This window comes from Exiguobacterium sp. UBA6309 (assembly GCF_002439205.1).
Taxonomy (GTDB): Bacteria; Bacillota; Bacilli; order Exiguobacteriales; family Exiguobacteriaceae; genus Exiguobacterium_A.
The window spans coordinates 278,128-293,062 of sequence record NZ_DJTL01000025.1; the positions used below are offsets into that span (position 1 = coordinate 278,128).

The 14,935-nt window shown below is 47.8% G+C and carries 17 protein-coding genes and 1 riboswitch; of the genes, 4 read left to right on the forward strand and 13 right to left on the reverse strand.

Going from position 1 to position 14,935, the window contains the following annotated elements; all coding sequences use genetic code 11:
- Window positions 1-100: 100 nt before the first annotated feature.
- The 5 genes from ptsG (B3M90_RS07860) to B3M90_RS07880 form a co-directional block, all read right to left on the reverse strand.
- Window positions 101-2,212 carry a glucose-specific PTS transporter subunit IIBC gene (ptsG, locus tag B3M90_RS07860; RefSeq protein WP_290783255.1) on the reverse strand — a complete coding sequence of 704 codons (2,112 nt, stop codon included), beginning with the start codon at window positions 2,210-2,212 and terminating at the stop codon, window positions 101-103.
- Window positions 2,213-2,340: 128 nt separating this feature from the next.
- On the reverse strand, window positions 2,341-3,864 hold the full coding sequence (ptsG, locus tag B3M90_RS07865; protein ID WP_214852671.1) for a glucose-specific PTS transporter subunit IIBC: 1,524 nt from the start codon (window positions 3,862-3,864) through the stop codon (window positions 2,341-2,343).
- A 216-nt stretch (window positions 3,865-4,080) separates the two neighbouring features.
- Entirely contained in the window at window positions 4,081-4,938 is an 858-nt protein-coding gene (gene glcT / locus B3M90_RS07870) for a glucose PTS transporter transcription antiterminator GlcT (protein ID WP_023469132.1), read from the reverse strand.
- Between the two features lie 101 nt (window positions 4,939-5,039).
- Complete coding sequence (locus B3M90_RS07875) at window positions 5,040-5,357, reverse strand: YuiB family protein (protein ID WP_035406048.1); 318 nt, start codon at window positions 5,355-5,357, stop codon at window positions 5,040-5,042.
- Between the two features lie 81 nt (window positions 5,358-5,438).
- Window positions 5,439-6,650 carry an NAD(P)/FAD-dependent oxidoreductase gene (locus B3M90_RS07880; RefSeq protein ID WP_290783257.1) on the reverse strand — a complete coding sequence of 404 codons (1,212 nt, stop codon included), beginning with the start codon at window positions 6,648-6,650 and terminating at the stop codon, window positions 5,439-5,441.
- 243 nt (window positions 6,651-6,893) lie between these two features.
- Between B3M90_RS07880 and B3M90_RS07885 the strand changes: the two genes are divergently transcribed.
- Entirely contained in the window at window positions 6,894-7,892 is a 999-nt protein-coding gene (locus tag B3M90_RS07885; protein ID WP_023469135.1) for an NAD(P)/FAD-dependent oxidoreductase, read from the forward strand.
- A 241-nt stretch (window positions 7,893-8,133) separates the two neighbouring features.
- Here the strand turns inward: B3M90_RS07885 and B3M90_RS07890 are convergent, their stop codons facing one another.
- The 4 genes from B3M90_RS07890 to B3M90_RS07905 form a co-directional block, all read right to left on the reverse strand.
- Window positions 8,134-8,625, reverse strand: a complete 492-nt coding sequence (locus B3M90_RS07890; RefSeq protein WP_290783259.1) for a GNAT family N-acetyltransferase — start codon at window positions 8,623-8,625, stop codon at window positions 8,134-8,136.
- The gene (locus tag B3M90_RS07895) at window positions 8,622-9,113 is read right to left on the reverse strand and encodes a GNAT family N-acetyltransferase (protein WP_290783260.1); all 492 of its coding nucleotides are present in this window, start codon (window positions 9,111-9,113) and stop codon (window positions 8,622-8,624) included. The genes B3M90_RS07890 and B3M90_RS07895 overlap by 4 nt, the downstream gene beginning before the upstream one ends.
- 8 nt (window positions 9,114-9,121) lie before the next feature.
- Window positions 9,122-9,988, reverse strand: a complete 867-nt coding sequence (locus tag B3M90_RS07900; RefSeq protein WP_290783263.1) for an NAD-dependent epimerase/dehydratase family protein — start codon at window positions 9,986-9,988, stop codon at window positions 9,122-9,124.
- Window positions 9,989-10,105: 117 nt separating this feature from the next.
- Window positions 10,106-10,456 carry a HesB/IscA family protein gene (locus B3M90_RS07905; protein WP_029342414.1) on the reverse strand — a complete coding sequence of 117 codons (351 nt, stop codon included), beginning with the start codon at window positions 10,454-10,456 and terminating at the stop codon, window positions 10,106-10,108.
- Window positions 10,457-10,567: 111 nt separating this feature from the next.
- Window positions 10,568-10,710: riboswitch (FMN riboswitch) on the forward strand.
- A gap of 154 nt (window positions 10,711-10,864) precedes the next feature.
- Here B3M90_RS07905 and B3M90_RS07910 point away from each other — a divergent pair.
- Entirely contained in the window at window positions 10,865-11,431 is a 567-nt protein-coding gene (locus B3M90_RS07910) for an ECF transporter S component (protein WP_029342415.1), read from the forward strand.
- Window positions 11,432-11,507: 76 nt separating this feature from the next.
- Here the strand turns inward: B3M90_RS07910 and B3M90_RS07915 are convergent, their stop codons facing one another.
- Window positions 11,508-11,741 carry a YuzB family protein gene (locus B3M90_RS07915; RefSeq protein ID WP_023469141.1) on the reverse strand — a complete coding sequence of 78 codons (234 nt, stop codon included), beginning with the start codon at window positions 11,739-11,741 and terminating at the stop codon, window positions 11,508-11,510.
- 92 nt (window positions 11,742-11,833) lie between these two features.
- Here B3M90_RS07915 and B3M90_RS07920 point away from each other — a divergent pair, with 92 nt between their 5' ends.
- Window positions 11,834-12,886, forward strand: a complete 1,053-nt coding sequence (locus tag B3M90_RS07920) for an NAD(P)/FAD-dependent oxidoreductase (RefSeq protein ID WP_290783264.1) — start codon at window positions 11,834-11,836, stop codon at window positions 12,884-12,886.
- Window positions 12,887-12,927: 41 nt separating this feature from the next.
- On the opposite strand, the gene B3M90_RS07925 is transcribed toward B3M90_RS07920, so the two are convergent.
- Complete coding sequence (locus B3M90_RS07925) at window positions 12,928-13,224, reverse strand: DUF1462 family protein (protein WP_035406035.1); 297 nt, start codon at window positions 13,222-13,224, stop codon at window positions 12,928-12,930.
- 110 nt (window positions 13,225-13,334) lie between these two features.
- On the opposite strand from B3M90_RS07925, the gene B3M90_RS07930 reads away from it, so the two are divergent.
- Window positions 13,335-13,562, forward strand: coding sequence for a NifU family protein (locus B3M90_RS07930; protein ID WP_012371190.1), 228 nt, complete (start codon window positions 13,335-13,337; stop codon window positions 13,560-13,562).
- A 42-nt stretch (window positions 13,563-13,604) separates the two neighbouring features.
- Here B3M90_RS07930 and B3M90_RS07935 read toward each other — a convergent pair whose 3' ends face one another.
- Window positions 13,605-14,369: a TIGR01457 family HAD-type hydrolase gene (locus tag B3M90_RS07935; protein WP_290757661.1), complete on the reverse strand. Its 765-nt coding sequence runs from the start codon at window positions 14,367-14,369 to the stop codon at window positions 13,605-13,607.
- A 6-nt stretch (window positions 14,370-14,375) separates the two neighbouring features.
- The gene (locus B3M90_RS07940; RefSeq protein ID WP_023469145.1) at window positions 14,376-14,819 is read right to left on the reverse strand and encodes a DUF86 domain-containing protein; all 444 of its coding nucleotides are present in this window, start codon (window positions 14,817-14,819) and stop codon (window positions 14,376-14,378) included.
- Window positions 14,820-14,935 lie beyond the last annotated feature (116 nt).

The following is a 14,935-nucleotide window of genomic DNA, read 5'->3' on the forward strand; positions in this document are numbered from 1 at the left end:
GTATCATCATATGTGCAAAATCTCACTATCAAATGTGTTCTACAATATTTTCACACAAAAAAAGACGGACCGTTCGTGACGATCCGTCGCTTTTCTTCCTTTACTCTACACGATACGAAATCGCTTCTCCGGCTTCGACCGTCTGTCCGACATCGACGTCGACTTTTCGATCGCCACTGTTCGTGACGATGATCGGTGTCAGTAACGATGGCACGAGTGGTCGTACTTGCTCGAGATCGACATTGAGAAGTGGTGTCCCCGGTTTGACACGATCTCCAGCTTTCGCTAACGCCTCAAACCCTTTTCCTTCAAGTGACACCGTATCAATACCGATGTGAATCAAGATCTCATCTCCGTTATCCGCAAGAATACCGATCGCGTGTTTCGTCGGGAAGAAGGTTGTAATCTCACCAGAGACGGGAGAGACGACATATCCTTCCGTCGGTTCGATCGCATATCCGTCACCCATCATACGACCGGAGAATACTTGATCCGGTACATCATCCAGAGAACGAATGATACCGCTCAGTGGTGCGACGTATCCATCTTCAGGCACATAAGCACCACCACGATCTCCAGCGAGTGGTCCCGTATCGGTTGTACCCGATCGAGAAGTGCGCGCTTCGTCTCCCGTTGGAACTTGTGGGATCGGATCGGCTTCTGGTGTCTCTTTCGGTTTATAATTTGGATCTTTCATGATATCTGCCATTTCTGACTTGATCCCATCGGATTTCGGTCCAAAGATGGCTTGGACGTTATCTCCGACTTCAAGAACACCAGCAGCACCTAGTTCTTTCAAGCGATCCTTGTTGACGCCTGATTTATCATTGACCGTAATCCGCAGACGCGTGATACAAGCATCTAAATGTTTAATGTTTGATGGACCACCGAATGCTTGTAGAATTTCATACGGTAGATCGCCTGCTTGTGCCGTTGAGGTAGCGGCACCTTCTTTAATCGCTTCGCGTCCTGGAATCTTCAGATCGAATTTCGTGATGACGAAGCGGAATCCGAAGTAATAGATGACGGCGAAGACAAGACCGACTGGAATGACGAGCCACCACGAGGTTCGGTTCGGTAGAATCCCGAACAACGTGTAGTCAATCAATCCACCGGAGAACGTCATCCCAATCTTAACGTTTAGCAAGTCCATAATCATGAACGATAGACCTGCGAAAACAGCGTGCACAGCGAACAAAAGCGGTGCAACGAATACGAATGAGAACTCGACTGGCTCCGTGATCCCAGTTAGGAAAGACGTCAATGCTGCTGAAAAATAAAGACCTTCAACAGCTTTTCGACGATCTTTTGCGACAGTATGGTACATTGCAAGACAGGCTGCCGGCAAACCGAACATCATGAATGGATATTTCCCAGTCATATATGTCCCTGCCGTAAATGGTACACCGTCCTTCAACTGTGCGAAGAAGATCCGCTGATCCCCGTTAATGATCGTTCCGGCTTTATCCGTATATTCCCCGAACTGGAACCAGAAACTTGAGTACCAGATATGGTGAAGACCAAACGGAATCAATGAACGTTCGACGAGTCCAAAGATAAAGGCAGACAACGGTTCGTTCGCTTCGATGATCGTTTTCGAGAACGTATTGATACCTGTTCCAATCGGTGGCCAAATGTACGATAAGGCAAACCCGGCGACAAGACTAAATAAGGCAGTTGCAATCGGAACAAAACGTTTCCCTGCGAAGAATCCGAGGAAATCAGGCAGTTTGATTTTAAAGAATTTATTATAACTGTACGCTGCTATCAAACCGGCAATGATCCCTCCGAATACCCCCATTTGCAAGGTCGGTATCCCGAGGACCGTCGCATACGACAAATCACTCGCTTTCTGTGCTTCCGTGATTTTTTCTGGTGTAATCTGTAAGAAAGAACTGATGACCTTGTTCATGATCAAGAAACCGACGATCGCTGCTAGACCGGCGACCCCTTCCCCATTCGCAAGACCAATCGCGACCCCGACAGCAAACAGTAACCCGAGGTTCGCAAAGATGATATCACCCGCATCCTGCATGACCCGCCAGATGACGACTAGCGAATCGTTCTCGAGAAACGGTAAATATTGCGTCAAGTTCGGGTTTTGAAACGCTGTCCCGAACGCGAGCAATAGCCCCGCTGCCGGCAAAATCGCTACCGGTAACATCAAGGCCTTACCGATCCGCTGTAAGACACCAAACACGTTTTTCCACATGCGCATATTCCCTCCTTTTTTAAACAAACTACTTAATTCATACCCTAAAATATTCTATCGCAAAACGATTCTAAAAGATTTTTCCAAAAAAAATGAGCCCTTCCGCAGAAGGACTCACTCTAAAAACTTTAGACTGTTTTTTCTTGTTTACGTGACGTGATGACAGCTTGGATTTCAGACTTGATGTTGTCTGATTTCGGTCCGTAGATCGCTTGAACGTTGTTACCAACTTCAAGGACACCAGCAGCACCTAATTTTTTCAACTCATCTTTGTTGACTTTCGATTTGTCGAGAACTTCGACACGAAGACGTGTGATACATGCATCCAAGTGTTTGATGTTCGACTCTGAACCGAGTGCATCAAGGATACCTTCAGCGAGTTCAGAACCTTGAGCAGATGAAGTCTCTTGAGCTGCATCTTCACGACCTGGAGTTTTCAGGTTGAACTTGCGGATTGCGAAACGGAATCCAGCATAGTAGATGACAGAAAGTGCAAGACCGACGACGATGACGAGCCACCACTGTGTGCGCCCTGGAAGAACACCGAACAGAAGGAAGTCGATCAAACCACCAGAGAATGTCATACCGATCTTAACGTTCAACAATTGCATCGTCATGAACGAGAGACCTGCGAAGACAGCGTGAACTGCGAACAAGATTGGAGCTACGAACAAGAATGCGAATTCGATTGGCTCTGTGATACCTGTCAAGAATGCTGTAAGTGCTGCTGATCCAAGAAGACCACCAACGACTGCACGACGCTCAGGGCGAGCTTCGTGGTACATTGCGAGTGCTGCTGCTGGAAGACCGAACATCATGAACGGGAATTTACCAGTCATGAACGTACCAGCTGTTAATGTTGCGTTGTCTTTCAATTGTGCGAAGAAGATTGCTTGGTCACCATGAACGACTGTTCCTGCTGCATTCTTGTACGAACCGAATTCGAACCAGAATGGTGCATAGAAGATATGGTGAAGACCGAATGGAATCAACGAACGCTCGATGAGACCGAAGACGAATGCTGCGAGTGTTGGGTTTTTCTCCATCATGAAGTGCGAGAACGAGTTCAAGCCATCTTGCGCAAACGGCCAGACGAATACGAGAACAAGACCTGCAACCAATGAAACAACTGCTGTGACGATTGGAACGAAACGTTTACCAGCAAAGAATCCAAGGAACTGTGGCAATTCGAGATTATGGTACTTCCCGTACGCCCAAGCTGCGATCAAACCGATGATGATACCACCGAATACCCCAGTTTGAAGTGTTGGGATACCGAGTACGTTTGCATATCCTTGACCGTTAGCAACCATTTCTGGTGTAACGCCGAGCCAAACGCTCATTGTTTTGTTCATGATCAAGAATCCGACGATTGCCGCAAGTCCGGCTGCGCCGTCCCCTGCAAGACCAATCGCGACACCGACCGCGAATAAGAGTGCTAAGTTACCGAAGATGATATCCCCAGCTGCTTCCATCAATTTTGCAACCTTGATGATTGCATCATTTTTCAAGAACTCGAGTTTTGACGTCAAGTTCGGATTTTGCATCGCGTTACCGAATCCGAGTAGGATACCGGCAGCTGGCAAAATCGCTACAGGAAGCATCAACGCTTTACCGACACGTTGAAGAACAGCAAAAATCTGTTTGAACATGTGTGTTTCCTCCTTTTCCTGTTAAGAGCGAAGTATGATGAATAATGCCAATGATTGAGACGAAAAAAGTCAGACATCTGACCGTTTTTTACAGAAAAAAATCAGGCACGAGCGGATTGTAGACAATAGACTTATCCCGTTGCATAACGGAAATAAAGCTTCTTGCCCGACATCCCACTCATGCCTGATCGTATCAGTAACACGTAGTCCGTGCGGTCATTTACCTGAATCGTACTGCACTAAGCGTTGCAGATGCATCGTAAGATACGTCGCCTCACCGCGCGGTACCGCTTTCTTCAACTGACGTTCCATGATGGACATCAGCTCCCAAGCAGTATCATAGCATAGCGGATATTCTTCACGCAATAGCTTTTCTACTTTTTCTGGAGCCTCTAGATACTCCCCATTGGAAACCCTTTCAATCGCTGAACGAAGGTGCCGAATCAGACGCTTGTAATCAAGCGATTTTCGGTCGATTTTAATTTCCAGTCGCTGTTCGATATGACTAGCAATTAAACCGACGAGCTGATGATGGCGGTTGACTTCAAGTACGTCTTTGAAGTTCGTCGCCGAATGAATATGAAGTGCGATGAATCCTGTCTCGGCTGGGGGCAGGTAAAAATTCATTTCGGCACTGATGAACTCGACGATTTCTTCTGCAAGAGCATACTCTTCCGGATACAAGGCTTCCGTTTCGGCAAGAAACGGATTCGTGACTTCCATTCCTTGTTCTAGTCGCTTGAACGTAAACGTCAAGTGATCCGTCAATCCGATATGGATATGTTCGTCGACCTTTTTTCCGAAGCGTGTCTCGATCATCGAAACGATTTCATTCATCAACGCAATGAAGTTTTCATCCAGGTGACCGACGAGCGCCTTATATTGATCCTGTTCTTCTTTATCCTTCAACGTGTAGACTTTTTCCAACTTATCGAGATCTGTCAGTTGATCGCCTGGCTTCCGACCGAAGCCAATCCCTTTCGCGAGGATAATGACTTCCTGATTCGCACCAGTCGAACAAATGACGACATTATTATTCAATACCTTGATAACGTGGTACATTTGTTTATCCATTCGCTCTCAACCCAATCTGCTCTTACACATTTATTTAAAGACATTGTTTTTATTATAACGGTTTTTCAGGCACGAAAAAAGCCTACTTACTCAAGTAGACTTTAAAACATTTGGTAACCGCTCTTACGTAAGAATCGAATCGATAGACCGGCGATGATGATTCCAGCAAAACCAGCTGCGAACATCGTGATATCCGCTGCCTGTAGACCAGCAATCCGGTCCCCGAGATTCGGAATCGCTTCACGAGCGTTCGTGAAGTATTCGAGTGTCGATTGATTGTCGATCATCATGATGAGGATGATCGGATAGAGTACGAGCATCACCCATGTACTCCGCAACAACATGTTTAAAATGAATCCGATACTAAAGAACATGACGAGATAAAGCACACTCCCGATCACGGCTTGAATGATATGCATACTGTTCCCCCTTTGAATCTCTTCTAGTATAACCGACAAAAAAGGCAAATGCACGAGTGTACATTTGCCTAAAACGTGAACTTAGAACTTCCCTTTTTTGATCGCAAGACCAAGCTTTTTCAGTTCGAAGAAGTGCTTGTTGTCGATGACTTTTTTCATGAACGATGCATTACGACCGTAAATCTTCTTACCAAAGACCATGCCGATGCCGTCTTTGTGACCAAGCGAAGCGACCGTTCCTTTGTTCTCGTACGTGAACGTCGATGTTTGACGACCCGCGATGAGTGCTGCGATGTTCTCAGCGACTTTGTGTGCTTGTTGTGTCGCGATTTGTGCAGTCGGTGGGTACGGACGGTTCGAACTTGGATCCATGACTGCTGAACAGTCACCGATCATGAAGACATTGTCGTGTCCTGGAACACGGAGATCTTCTTCGACGACGACACGGTTACGCATCGCTTCGAAACCAGATGCTGCAACGACAGGGTTACCGCTGACGCCACCAGTCCAGATGATCGTGTTCGCTTCGATCGTCTCAGTCGTGTCGCCTTGAAGCGGACCGAATGTGACGCTTCCTGGTCCACATTCCTTGATGCCGTTACCGAGTTTGAACTCGACGCCTTGGCGCTCAAGCCATTTGTGTGCGTAGTTGACGAGATCAGCATCGAATCCTGGAAGGACTGTTGGCGCTGCCTCGATGTTAACGACACGAACGAGTTCGCGTGGGATATCATATTGTTTGCACAGTTCTGGAATACGGTTGACGAGCTCACCCATGAACTCGATTCCTGTGAATCCAGCACCACCGACGACGATCGTCAAGAGTGAACGATCTTGTGATCCTGTTGTTTTGTACTGTGCGAATGAGTAATCGATATGTTCCTTGATTTTACGGACGCTGTTCAACGAGCTGATCGTTAATGCGTGTTCCTTCAATCCTTTGATACCGAATGTTTCAGGAACGCCACCGAGAGCAACGACGACGTAATCGTAAGGAACTGTTCCGCCATCTTGTAAAAGAACTGTTTTAGCAGCCGTGTCGACTTTCTCAACGATACCTTTGACAAGTTTGACGCGTGACGGGTTGATGACATCATTGATGTAGATGCGCGCTTGCTCCGCAGACATCGTACCTGCAGCTGGTTCATGCAACCAAGTTGTTTGGTAATGATAGTCGTGTTTATTAATCAACGTGATGTTCGCTTGATCGACGCCGAGTTTCTTTTGAAGGTTGACTGCTGTGATCAATCCACCGTAGCCCGCTCCAAGAATAACAATGTTAGGTGTGTTCATGTTCTGATACTCCTTACGAATCGTAGTTTTGTTGTGATTTTCTTCACATTCAATTACAGACGAATGTTCAAAAACTTTGTTCAAATAATGTTCACATGTCTATAAGCTTATTGAAACACTTTTTAAGAATGATTGCAAAAGAAAAATGTAATTTCCCTTAAAAAAATGTGAGATGTTCCGTACTTGCACCCGAACCCCCTACTTCCTATATAATAGACCTATCCAATGCTAGGAGGGAATCAGATGCACCAACCATATGATGTCACGATCATCGGCGGCGGTCCAGTCGGACTGTTCACCGCGTTTTATTCAGGGATGCGCCAGATGAAGACGAAGGTCATCGAGAGTCTACCTCAATTAGGTGGTCAACTCGCTACGCTTTATCCTGAAAAATATATATACGATATTGCCGGTTTTCCGAAAGTAAAAGCTCAGGAACTGGTCGATCGGTTGCTTGAACAAGCGAACGAATTCGATCCGACCTATGTACTCGGTGAGACCGTCATCGCTTATGAACGGATGGATGATGGGATCATCCGCCTCGTCACGAACAAAGGCGAGCATTATACAAAGACCGTCATCTTGACGGCAGGAAACGGCTCGTTCGCGGCACGTCCACTCGGCGTCGCTGACGCAGAACGCTTCGAAGAAACGAACTTACACTATTTCGTCAACGACATGGAACGTTTCAAGGATCGCCAAGTCGTCCTGCTTGGTGGCGGTGACTCAGCAGTTGACTGGTCATTGATGCTTGAGCCGATCGCAAAATCCGTCACGCTCGTCCACCGTCGTGATAAGTTCCGTGCCCATGAACATTCGGTCGAATTGTTACACGATTCGTCCGTCAACGTCATGACGCCGTATACACTTGAATCAGTTACAGGTGAGACGCACATCGAGACGCTGACGTTCAAACATGCTGAAAGTGGTGAAGTCGTCGTCGTCGCTGCGGACGATGTCGTCTGTAACTTCGGCTTCGTCTCGTCACTCGGACCGCTCAAAGAATGGGAAGTCGAATTCGAACGCAATTCGATTCGTGTCAATTCGAAGATGGAGACTGCGATTCCGGGCGTCTTCGCTTGTGGTGATATCGCGACTTACGAAGGACGCGTCAAATTGATCGCAACGGGCTTCGGTGAAGCACCAATCGCCGTTAACCAAGCGAAACTTCTTGTTGATCCATCTGCTCGTCACCCGCAACACTCGACGAGTCTGTTCGAAAAAGTAACGAATCATTCTTGAGATAACTGAATGCTGAAAACAAATAAGAGGTCGAATTCCGGATGACATACCGGAGTCCGACCTCTTATTTTGATGGCATCACATATAGGACGTGACCACACATCTTCGACTCCTACAGGAAAAGGAAGCACGATGTGTGCTTCCGTCAGAGATAGGTAAGACCCGACAGATCACATGGAATGGGAACTGGCGCGGCTTACATCCCGCCTGAGGAAAGCGAAGATGTTGAAAACGTCCGATTTCATATAGATGATCTTTTAACCGGTATCCGGTAAACCCGTTGCACGAGTTCCACTCCACCTCGCTCAATCATCGATTCTTTGAAGACCTGACCACCGAATCGTTCGTAAAACTGGCACGCCGGATTATCTCGCAAGACAGAAACCTGCATTGCCTCATATTCCGCTAAGTCCTCAGCGATGCGTTGAAACAACGCTTTTCCGAGTCCTTGTCCTTGCGACGCTTGCAAGACATAAATCGCATACAACTCCCCTTCACGCGCATCCCTTCGATTTGGTCCACCTTGCGCAAAGCCAACGACTCCTTCTCCTGACACGGCAACATACACGCGCTGATCGATTAACGCCTGCTCCCATTGTTTCGTCCGTTTCGCGTAAGACAACTGTGCTAAATAAGAATCAGGGATGATCCCTTGATAGGTCTCCCGCCAGACATCGATATGAACGCGCGCAATGGTCGACGCATCTTCAAGACGTGCTTCACGAATTCTCATAATGGGATGATGAAGCGACGTGTCTCGCGTCCATTATGAACAGTCGGCTCAATTTCTCGTCCGCCGTTCGCTAAGATGACACGACGTGATGCTACATTATCAACGCCACACGTCAACAGCACTTGATCGAGTCCACGTTGCCGTGCTTCTTCTAGCGCTAAACGGAGCCCGGTCGTCGCATACCCTCTCTGACGCTCGGATGGTCGGATGCCGTATCCGATGTGTCCGCCGTACAACTTTAAGTTCTCCGTCAAGTCATGCCGGAAGTTCAGCGCACCGACGATTCGTTGCCCGTCGACCATCCAGTACGTCGAATGGGTGACAAGACCCGGTCTGACTGTTGTCTCCATTTCCTTCAGTTCCGCAAAATAAGCGCCCAGTGGTTCATATGTGTCTCCGACTGCTTCCGGCACGATCGTTTCGCCCGACTCTCGCCAGTCTTCTAAAAAGGCGCGGTATTCTGTCTCCCATGCGAGGGTTGGTTTCATCAACTGCATCATTGGTGATTGCGCACCTCCTCTTCAATCAAGCGATCGAGCCAGTCATCGATGTGCTGGAACAGATAGCCCGCTTGTTTTGCGGCTGTCGTATCCATATAAAAATCACGTTCCGGCGCAAGAGGCGATTCATCCTCTCCTTTTGCGACGAGTTGGCTCGTCGTTCCCGCAACGCGGTCGATTTTATCCATAAGGTCTTGAATCGATAAGACACCGTCACTCGCAGCGTTGATCGGTCCTGTCAGTTCCGAACGACCGCACCACTCAAGAAAGGCAGCGGCTTCATAACTGGAGATATAGCCCATCTTCGCATAACTGTTTTCAGCAACGATCGGGCGTCCGTCAAGCGCCCGTTTAATATGGAAAACGAGCCGTTCCGTATAATCATCTGGTCCGAGAACGACTGGGAAGCGGACGGCAACGACCGGGAACGTCGCCCGTTGGAAGAAATAACTCTCCGCTTGGCGTTTCCCTTCGCCATAGCCATGTTCCTTCTCAAGCTCATATTTCCCGGGAAACGGATTATAGGAACGCTCCGTGATGTTCGAACCGCCGTCTTCATAGACAGACATCGTCGACGTCAACACGTAGCGTCCGACTTTCCCTTCAAACGCGTCAATCGCAAGTTTGGCTTGATACGGCGTGAAGCAGATGTTGTCATAGATGACATCCCAGTGCTGCTGGCTTAAGTCCTTCATCGTACTACTTGACGTCCGGTCTCCTTTGAAAAATGTCAAGCCCTTCGCGACTGGTGGCGTATGCTCGCCGCGTGTGACGATTGTCACGTCATCCCCCGAATCGGCTAAGCGAATTGCAAGCCGGCGTCCGAAATAGCGCGTTCCCCCGAAGATCAATACTTTTCTCATCCTGAAGCCCTCCCTGTTCGTAGTAGCATTCACTCTCTTAATATTTCGAGTCAACGGAACAGGTCTCCTGTATGCGGACAATAAAAAAATCGTGGACGATGTCCACGATTGGATTCATTAACAGCCACCCGGTGTCCCGGCATTCGTTGCCGTCCGGAATGAAGTCCCGCAACCGCATGTTGCGATGGCATTCGGATTCGTGATCGTGAATCCGCCGCCGAGCATCGACTGTTTATAATCGATTTCCAGTCCTTTGACGACCGGATAATCTTTTTCGTCCACGATGACGGTCACGCCGTGCTGTTCAAAAACGAGATCCGTTTCTTTCTGTTGATCGAATCCCATTCCGTACGACAGACCACTACATCCACCACCTTGGACGAGCATCCGAAGATTTCGTTCATCTGCTGGTGCCTGCGCCATCATGTCCTGGACTTGTAGCGCTGCTGCCTCCGTTAAATGGATCATGTCATCACCTTCCTTTTCTTTAGTATACGCAACTTCTGAGCGAATCGAAACCTAGTTGCTTGAAACTATCTTGAATTCGTTGTATAAATGGTATGTACAATAAAATAATCGTTCCATCTTCAGGGCAGGGTGAAATTCCCGACCGGCGGTAAACAACTCTTTTTAAGTTGAAGCCCGCGAGCGAATAGGGCGCTATTTGCTGATTCTGTGTAATTCAGGAGCCGACAGTACAGTCTGGATGGGAGAAGATGGCGGCATGAGTTTGAATTTGATCGATTTTGCAATAATCGATTAGGTTTATTTAATGCGGACTTCTCCCCTGTTGATCTCATCAATAGGGGTTTCTTTATGGTCGCAGTCATGCCAATACTTCATCGAGAGGAACGAGCAAAAGGAGACAATACTCGTATGAAACGCACACAAAAAATGGTCACTCTGTCAATGTTAGGTTCAATCTCGTTTGTTCTTATGCTTATCAATTTTCCACTACCGTTCTTACCAAACTATCTGAAGATTGACTTCAGTGATGTTCCTGCTCTTGTCGCAGCGATCATGTTCTCACCGGTCGCAGGTGTCATCGTCGAAGCATTGAAGAACGTGTTATACTACATCTTCCGCGGAAGTGGTGTTCCGGTCGGAGAATTCGCGAACTTTGCTGCAGGCGTCGCATTCGTACTACCTGTCAGCTGGTTCTACCACAAAAAGAAATCAACACAAGGTCTCGCAACTGGTCTCGTCGCTGGTACGATCACGATGGCACTCGGTCTTGCGATCCTCAACTATATCTTGATCCTTCCAGCGTATGCATGGTTCCTCGGTATGGATTACATGGCGGATCCAGCTGTCAAATGGACAGCGATCACAGCCGGTATCTTACCGTTTAACGTCATCAAGGCCTTGTTCATCTCGGCACTCTTCATTCCATTGTTCTTGAAACTACGCCCATGGATGATGCGCCGTCAACAATCTGCCTGATCCGAAAAGCTGCGCCCGCTGACGGACACGAATCCCCTCGTTCAGACGAACGAGGGGATTTTTTGGCTGTCCGTGCTCACAGCTCATTCTCTTCGATTTTCAGGTAAATCTTTTCAAGCAACTCTTCCGGCGTTTCACCTACGACGGTCTCACCATCTACGAGACAAAAATGGTCAAGCGAACAAATCCCGCAATAACCAAGGCAACCGTATTCGACGACGTCAACATTCGGGTCACGTTCAAGTTGCTCCATGACGACCTGTGTACCAGCCGCTAAGTTACTAATACAAAATTCAATAATCGGATTCACTTTTTTTCCTCCTTCAAGCAGGAAACGACCTGCCTCATGTCGTATTATACAAGGTCAGACTGATTTAGGGGAACTAAGGGGGATTTTACGTTATGAAGCAATTGGTCGTACTCGGCGGAGGTTATGGTGGAATGCGGATTTGTGAGCGATTCAAGGACGAGGAAGTTGCCGTCACGCTCGTCGACCGTCTACCGTACCACGCACTCAAAACGGAATACTACGCACTCGCAGCAGGTACATTATCAGATCGGGATGTCCGGATTGAATTTCCGGAGGGGAAACATCTTACCTATAAATATGGACATGTCATCAAAATCTCACCAGAGACGAATACAGTCCATCTGCAGGACGGATCAGAATTATTCTATGATGACTTAATCATCGCCCTCGGTTGCGAGGATAAATACCACAACATTCCGGGTGCTCAAGAATTTACATACAGCATCCAGACACTAGAAGAATCACGGAAGACACAACAAGCGATTTATGGTCTGTCACCGGGATCCGTTGTCTCGATCGTCGGTGCTGGTCTATCTGGTGTCGAACTCGCCAGTGAACTACATGAGAGCCGGAAGGATTTGACGATTCGTCTATTCGACCGCGGTCCATCCGTCTTGTCGTTCTTATCCGATAAAGTCTCGTCTTACGTTCAGGAATGGTTCGAGGAACATGACGTTGAAGTCATCAACAACTCGAATGTCACGCTCGTCACAGCGGACGATGTGCGAAACGGCGACGATACGTATCCATCCGACTTAACGATTTGGACAGCTGGTACGCAGCCGGTCAAAGTTGTACGCAATCTCGGCTTTGCTGCGGATAGTGGCGGTCGGATCAAATTGACGGAACATCATCACGTACCGGAATACGATAACGTCTTCGTCATCGGTGATTGTGCAAGTCTACCATATGCACCAAGTGGTCAACTCGCAGAACATCAGGCAGAACAAGTCGTCGATGTCTTACAAGCCAAGTGGCAAGGAAAGAAATTACCGAAGCTGCCAGAAATTAAACTGCGCGGGATGCTCGGTTCACTCGGAAAATCAGACGGTTTCGGAATCGTCATGGGCAAGCAAGCACTGACGGGGAAAGTCCCACGTCTCTTGAAGTCCGGTGTCTTATGGAAACACAAAAAGATTAAATGAGCAAAAGAGGTGTCCCAAGCTTTGGGATACCTCTTTTTCGTTCATCCCGCCTGATTCAGCTTCGCATCGATTGCCGCTGTGATCGTCTTGAGTTTGACGTACCCCTCATCAATCATCTCATCATCGAGCACGATCAGTGGATAAAAATAGACATCCTCTTTCAGCGCTTCCGTCCATTGATCTGATGTTGCTGTCTCGAAATCAACATAGCGAAGCGTCATCGCTTGCTCATATTTCCGCCCGAGGACGGCTTGTAGCCAACTGAATGTCTCTTCCGAGCTAGGTGCCCCGACACAACTCGGACAGGTGACCGCTGTTCCGTAAACCGTGATTTCCATCTTGAAGTCCCCCCTTTTCAATTCACTCCTCTTTAGTATACAAGTTTTCCAGATTGAGAACATTTTTCAACCCTGTTACAATGAAACTATACGAAAGGATGTGTTTACGCATGGAAATGTTTGATCAAGTGAATGAAGTTCTTGAAAAATTGCGTCCGTTCCTTCTTCGTGATGGAGGAGACGTTGAACTCGTAGATGTAGAAGACGGAATCGTAAAACTCCGTTTGATGGGAGCTTGTGGTAGCTGCCCAAGTTCAACGATCACATTGAAGGCCGGTATCGAACGTGCCCTTCTTGAAGAAGTCGCTGGCGTCGTCGAAGTCGAACAAGTCTTCTAATACATGAAATCCCGAACGAATTCTCGTTCGGGATTTTTTGATTCATAGAATCCATTCAGCTAACGTATCAACCATGTATGTCGGTTGACGATCCTGCCCTTGAATGAAGACGGGTGTATGGACGCCAGAATTGACGTGCATCGTCCGGATACCTCCATTGATCCCGAAAAGAATGTCCGTATGGTAGTTGTCTCCGACCATGATGACGTCTTCTTTTGACAGACCAATCATTTCTGTCGCGATATCGACCATGACTGGTTCTGGTTTACCGATGAAGAACGGTTCCTTCTCCGTCGTCACGCGCAGGACGGACGTCAAAGCACCATTACCTGGCAGGAAACCACGTTCGGTCGGAATCGCGATATCACCGTTCGTTGAAATAAACCGGGCACCGGCACGAATCGCAAGTGCACCAACAGCGAGTTTTTCGTACGTGATTTGACGATCGAGACCGATGACGACGTAATCTGCCGCTTCGGTTGCGACGACGTCTAACCCTTCTCGTTCAAGCGCGTCGATCAGTCCTGTTTCTCCGATCGCATAGACGCGCGCTTTTGGTGACAGGTCAGCAATATAACGACCAGTCGCCATCGCACTCGTCAAAACGTGTTTCGCATCGGAATGAACACCCATCCCGCATAGTTTCTCTGCCACAGCTTCTGCCGTCATCGACGCGTTATTCGTCACGAACAAGTACGGAATGCCCTCTGCTTGCAGACGATTGACGAAATCGACCGCTTCTTTTACCGGTTCCGTTCCGTTATACATCGTTCCATCTAAATCAAATAAATAGCCTTTTGCCTTCATCCTGACTCACTCCTCGTTTGGTAAAAATGCAGACACCGGTCCGAGTTCTGTCTCGATATACCGGCGAATCGCTTCCGGGAAACGACGTAGTTCTGCTTCCTCTGTCTCAAGTACCGCCCGAATCTCCGCCATACTCGACTGTGTGAATGACCGGACGATCAACGTACGTAACGCAACGAGCTTCTTCAGACTCGTCGCGAGCGGTCCATCGATGACCTTCTCATCTTCTAAAATGAGAATGATATCTTCATAACTTCCCGGATCCCGCATGATGAATCCATCAATCATACTGTTTCCGATGTCGATGACACTTTCGATGACTAAAAAACCGATCCGTTCCATAGCCAGTGCCGTCGTCACCGGATCCCCCGTAACTTCCTTACTTTGTCGAAGTGCCGTCTCATAACAGACGACCGTCTCTTCGATTTTTTGACGATTGACGAAATACATCTTCATTCCCCCTCACATCCTCCATTTTATCGTTATCCGGCAATCCTGAAAAGCAGAAAGGTCATTTGCATCACATTCCCAAATGTGTTATCCTCAATTTAGATTTTTGCTGAAAA

What these genes read in the sequence shown, in the direction of transcription:
- ptsG (WP_290783255.1), bottom strand. Translation starts at nt 2,212, where the DNA reads ATGTGGAAAAACGTGTTTGGTGTCTTACAGCGGATCGGTAAGGCCTTG.
- ptsG (WP_214852671.1), bottom strand. Translation starts at nt 3,864, where the DNA reads ATGTTCAAACAGATTTTTGCTGTTCTTCAACGTGTCGGTAAAGCGTTG.
- glcT (WP_023469132.1), bottom strand. Translation starts at nt 4,938, where the DNA reads ATGGATAAACAAATGTACCACGTTATCAAGGTATTGAATAATAATGTC.
- B3M90_RS07875 (WP_035406048.1), bottom strand. Translation starts at nt 5,357, where the DNA reads ATGCATATCATTCAAGCCGTGATCGGGAGTGTGCTTTATCTCGTCATG.
- B3M90_RS07880 (WP_290783257.1), bottom strand. Translation starts at nt 6,650, where the DNA reads ATGAACACACCTAACATTGTTATTCTTGGAGCGGGCTACGGTGGATTG.
- B3M90_RS07885 (WP_023469135.1), top strand. Translation starts at nt 6,894, where the DNA reads ATGCACCAACCATATGATGTCACGATCATCGGCGGCGGTCCAGTCGGA.
- B3M90_RS07890 (WP_290783259.1), bottom strand. Translation starts at nt 8,625, where the DNA reads ATGAGAATTCGTGAAGCACGTCTTGAAGATGCGTCGACCATTGCGCGC.
- B3M90_RS07895 (WP_290783260.1), bottom strand. Translation starts at nt 9,113, where the DNA reads ATGAAACCAACCCTCGCATGGGAGACAGAATACCGCGCCTTTTTAGAA.
- B3M90_RS07900 (WP_290783263.1), bottom strand. Translation starts at nt 9,988, where the DNA reads ATGAGAAAAGTATTGATCTTCGGGGGAACGCGCTATTTCGGACGCCGG.
- B3M90_RS07905 (WP_029342414.1), bottom strand. Translation starts at nt 10,456, where the DNA reads ATGATCCATTTAACGGAGGCAGCAGCGCTACAAGTCCAGGACATGATG.
- B3M90_RS07910 (WP_029342415.1), top strand. Translation starts at nt 10,865, where the DNA reads ATGAAACGCACACAAAAAATGGTCACTCTGTCAATGTTAGGTTCAATC.
- B3M90_RS07920 (WP_290783264.1), top strand. Translation starts at nt 11,834, where the DNA reads ATGAAGCAATTGGTCGTACTCGGCGGAGGTTATGGTGGAATGCGGATT.
- B3M90_RS07925 (WP_035406035.1), bottom strand. Translation starts at nt 13,224, where the DNA reads ATGGAAATCACGGTTTACGGAACAGCGGTCACCTGTCCGAGTTGTGTC.
- B3M90_RS07930 (WP_012371190.1), top strand. Translation starts at nt 13,335, where the DNA reads ATGGAAATGTTTGATCAAGTGAATGAAGTTCTTGAAAAATTGCGTCCG.
- B3M90_RS07935 (WP_290757661.1), bottom strand. Translation starts at nt 14,369, where the DNA reads ATGAAGGCAAAAGGCTATTTATTTGATTTAGATGGAACGATGTATAAC.
- B3M90_RS07940 (WP_023469145.1), bottom strand. Translation starts at nt 14,819, where the DNA reads ATGTATTTCGTCAATCGTCAAAAAATCGAAGAGACGGTCGTCTGTTAT.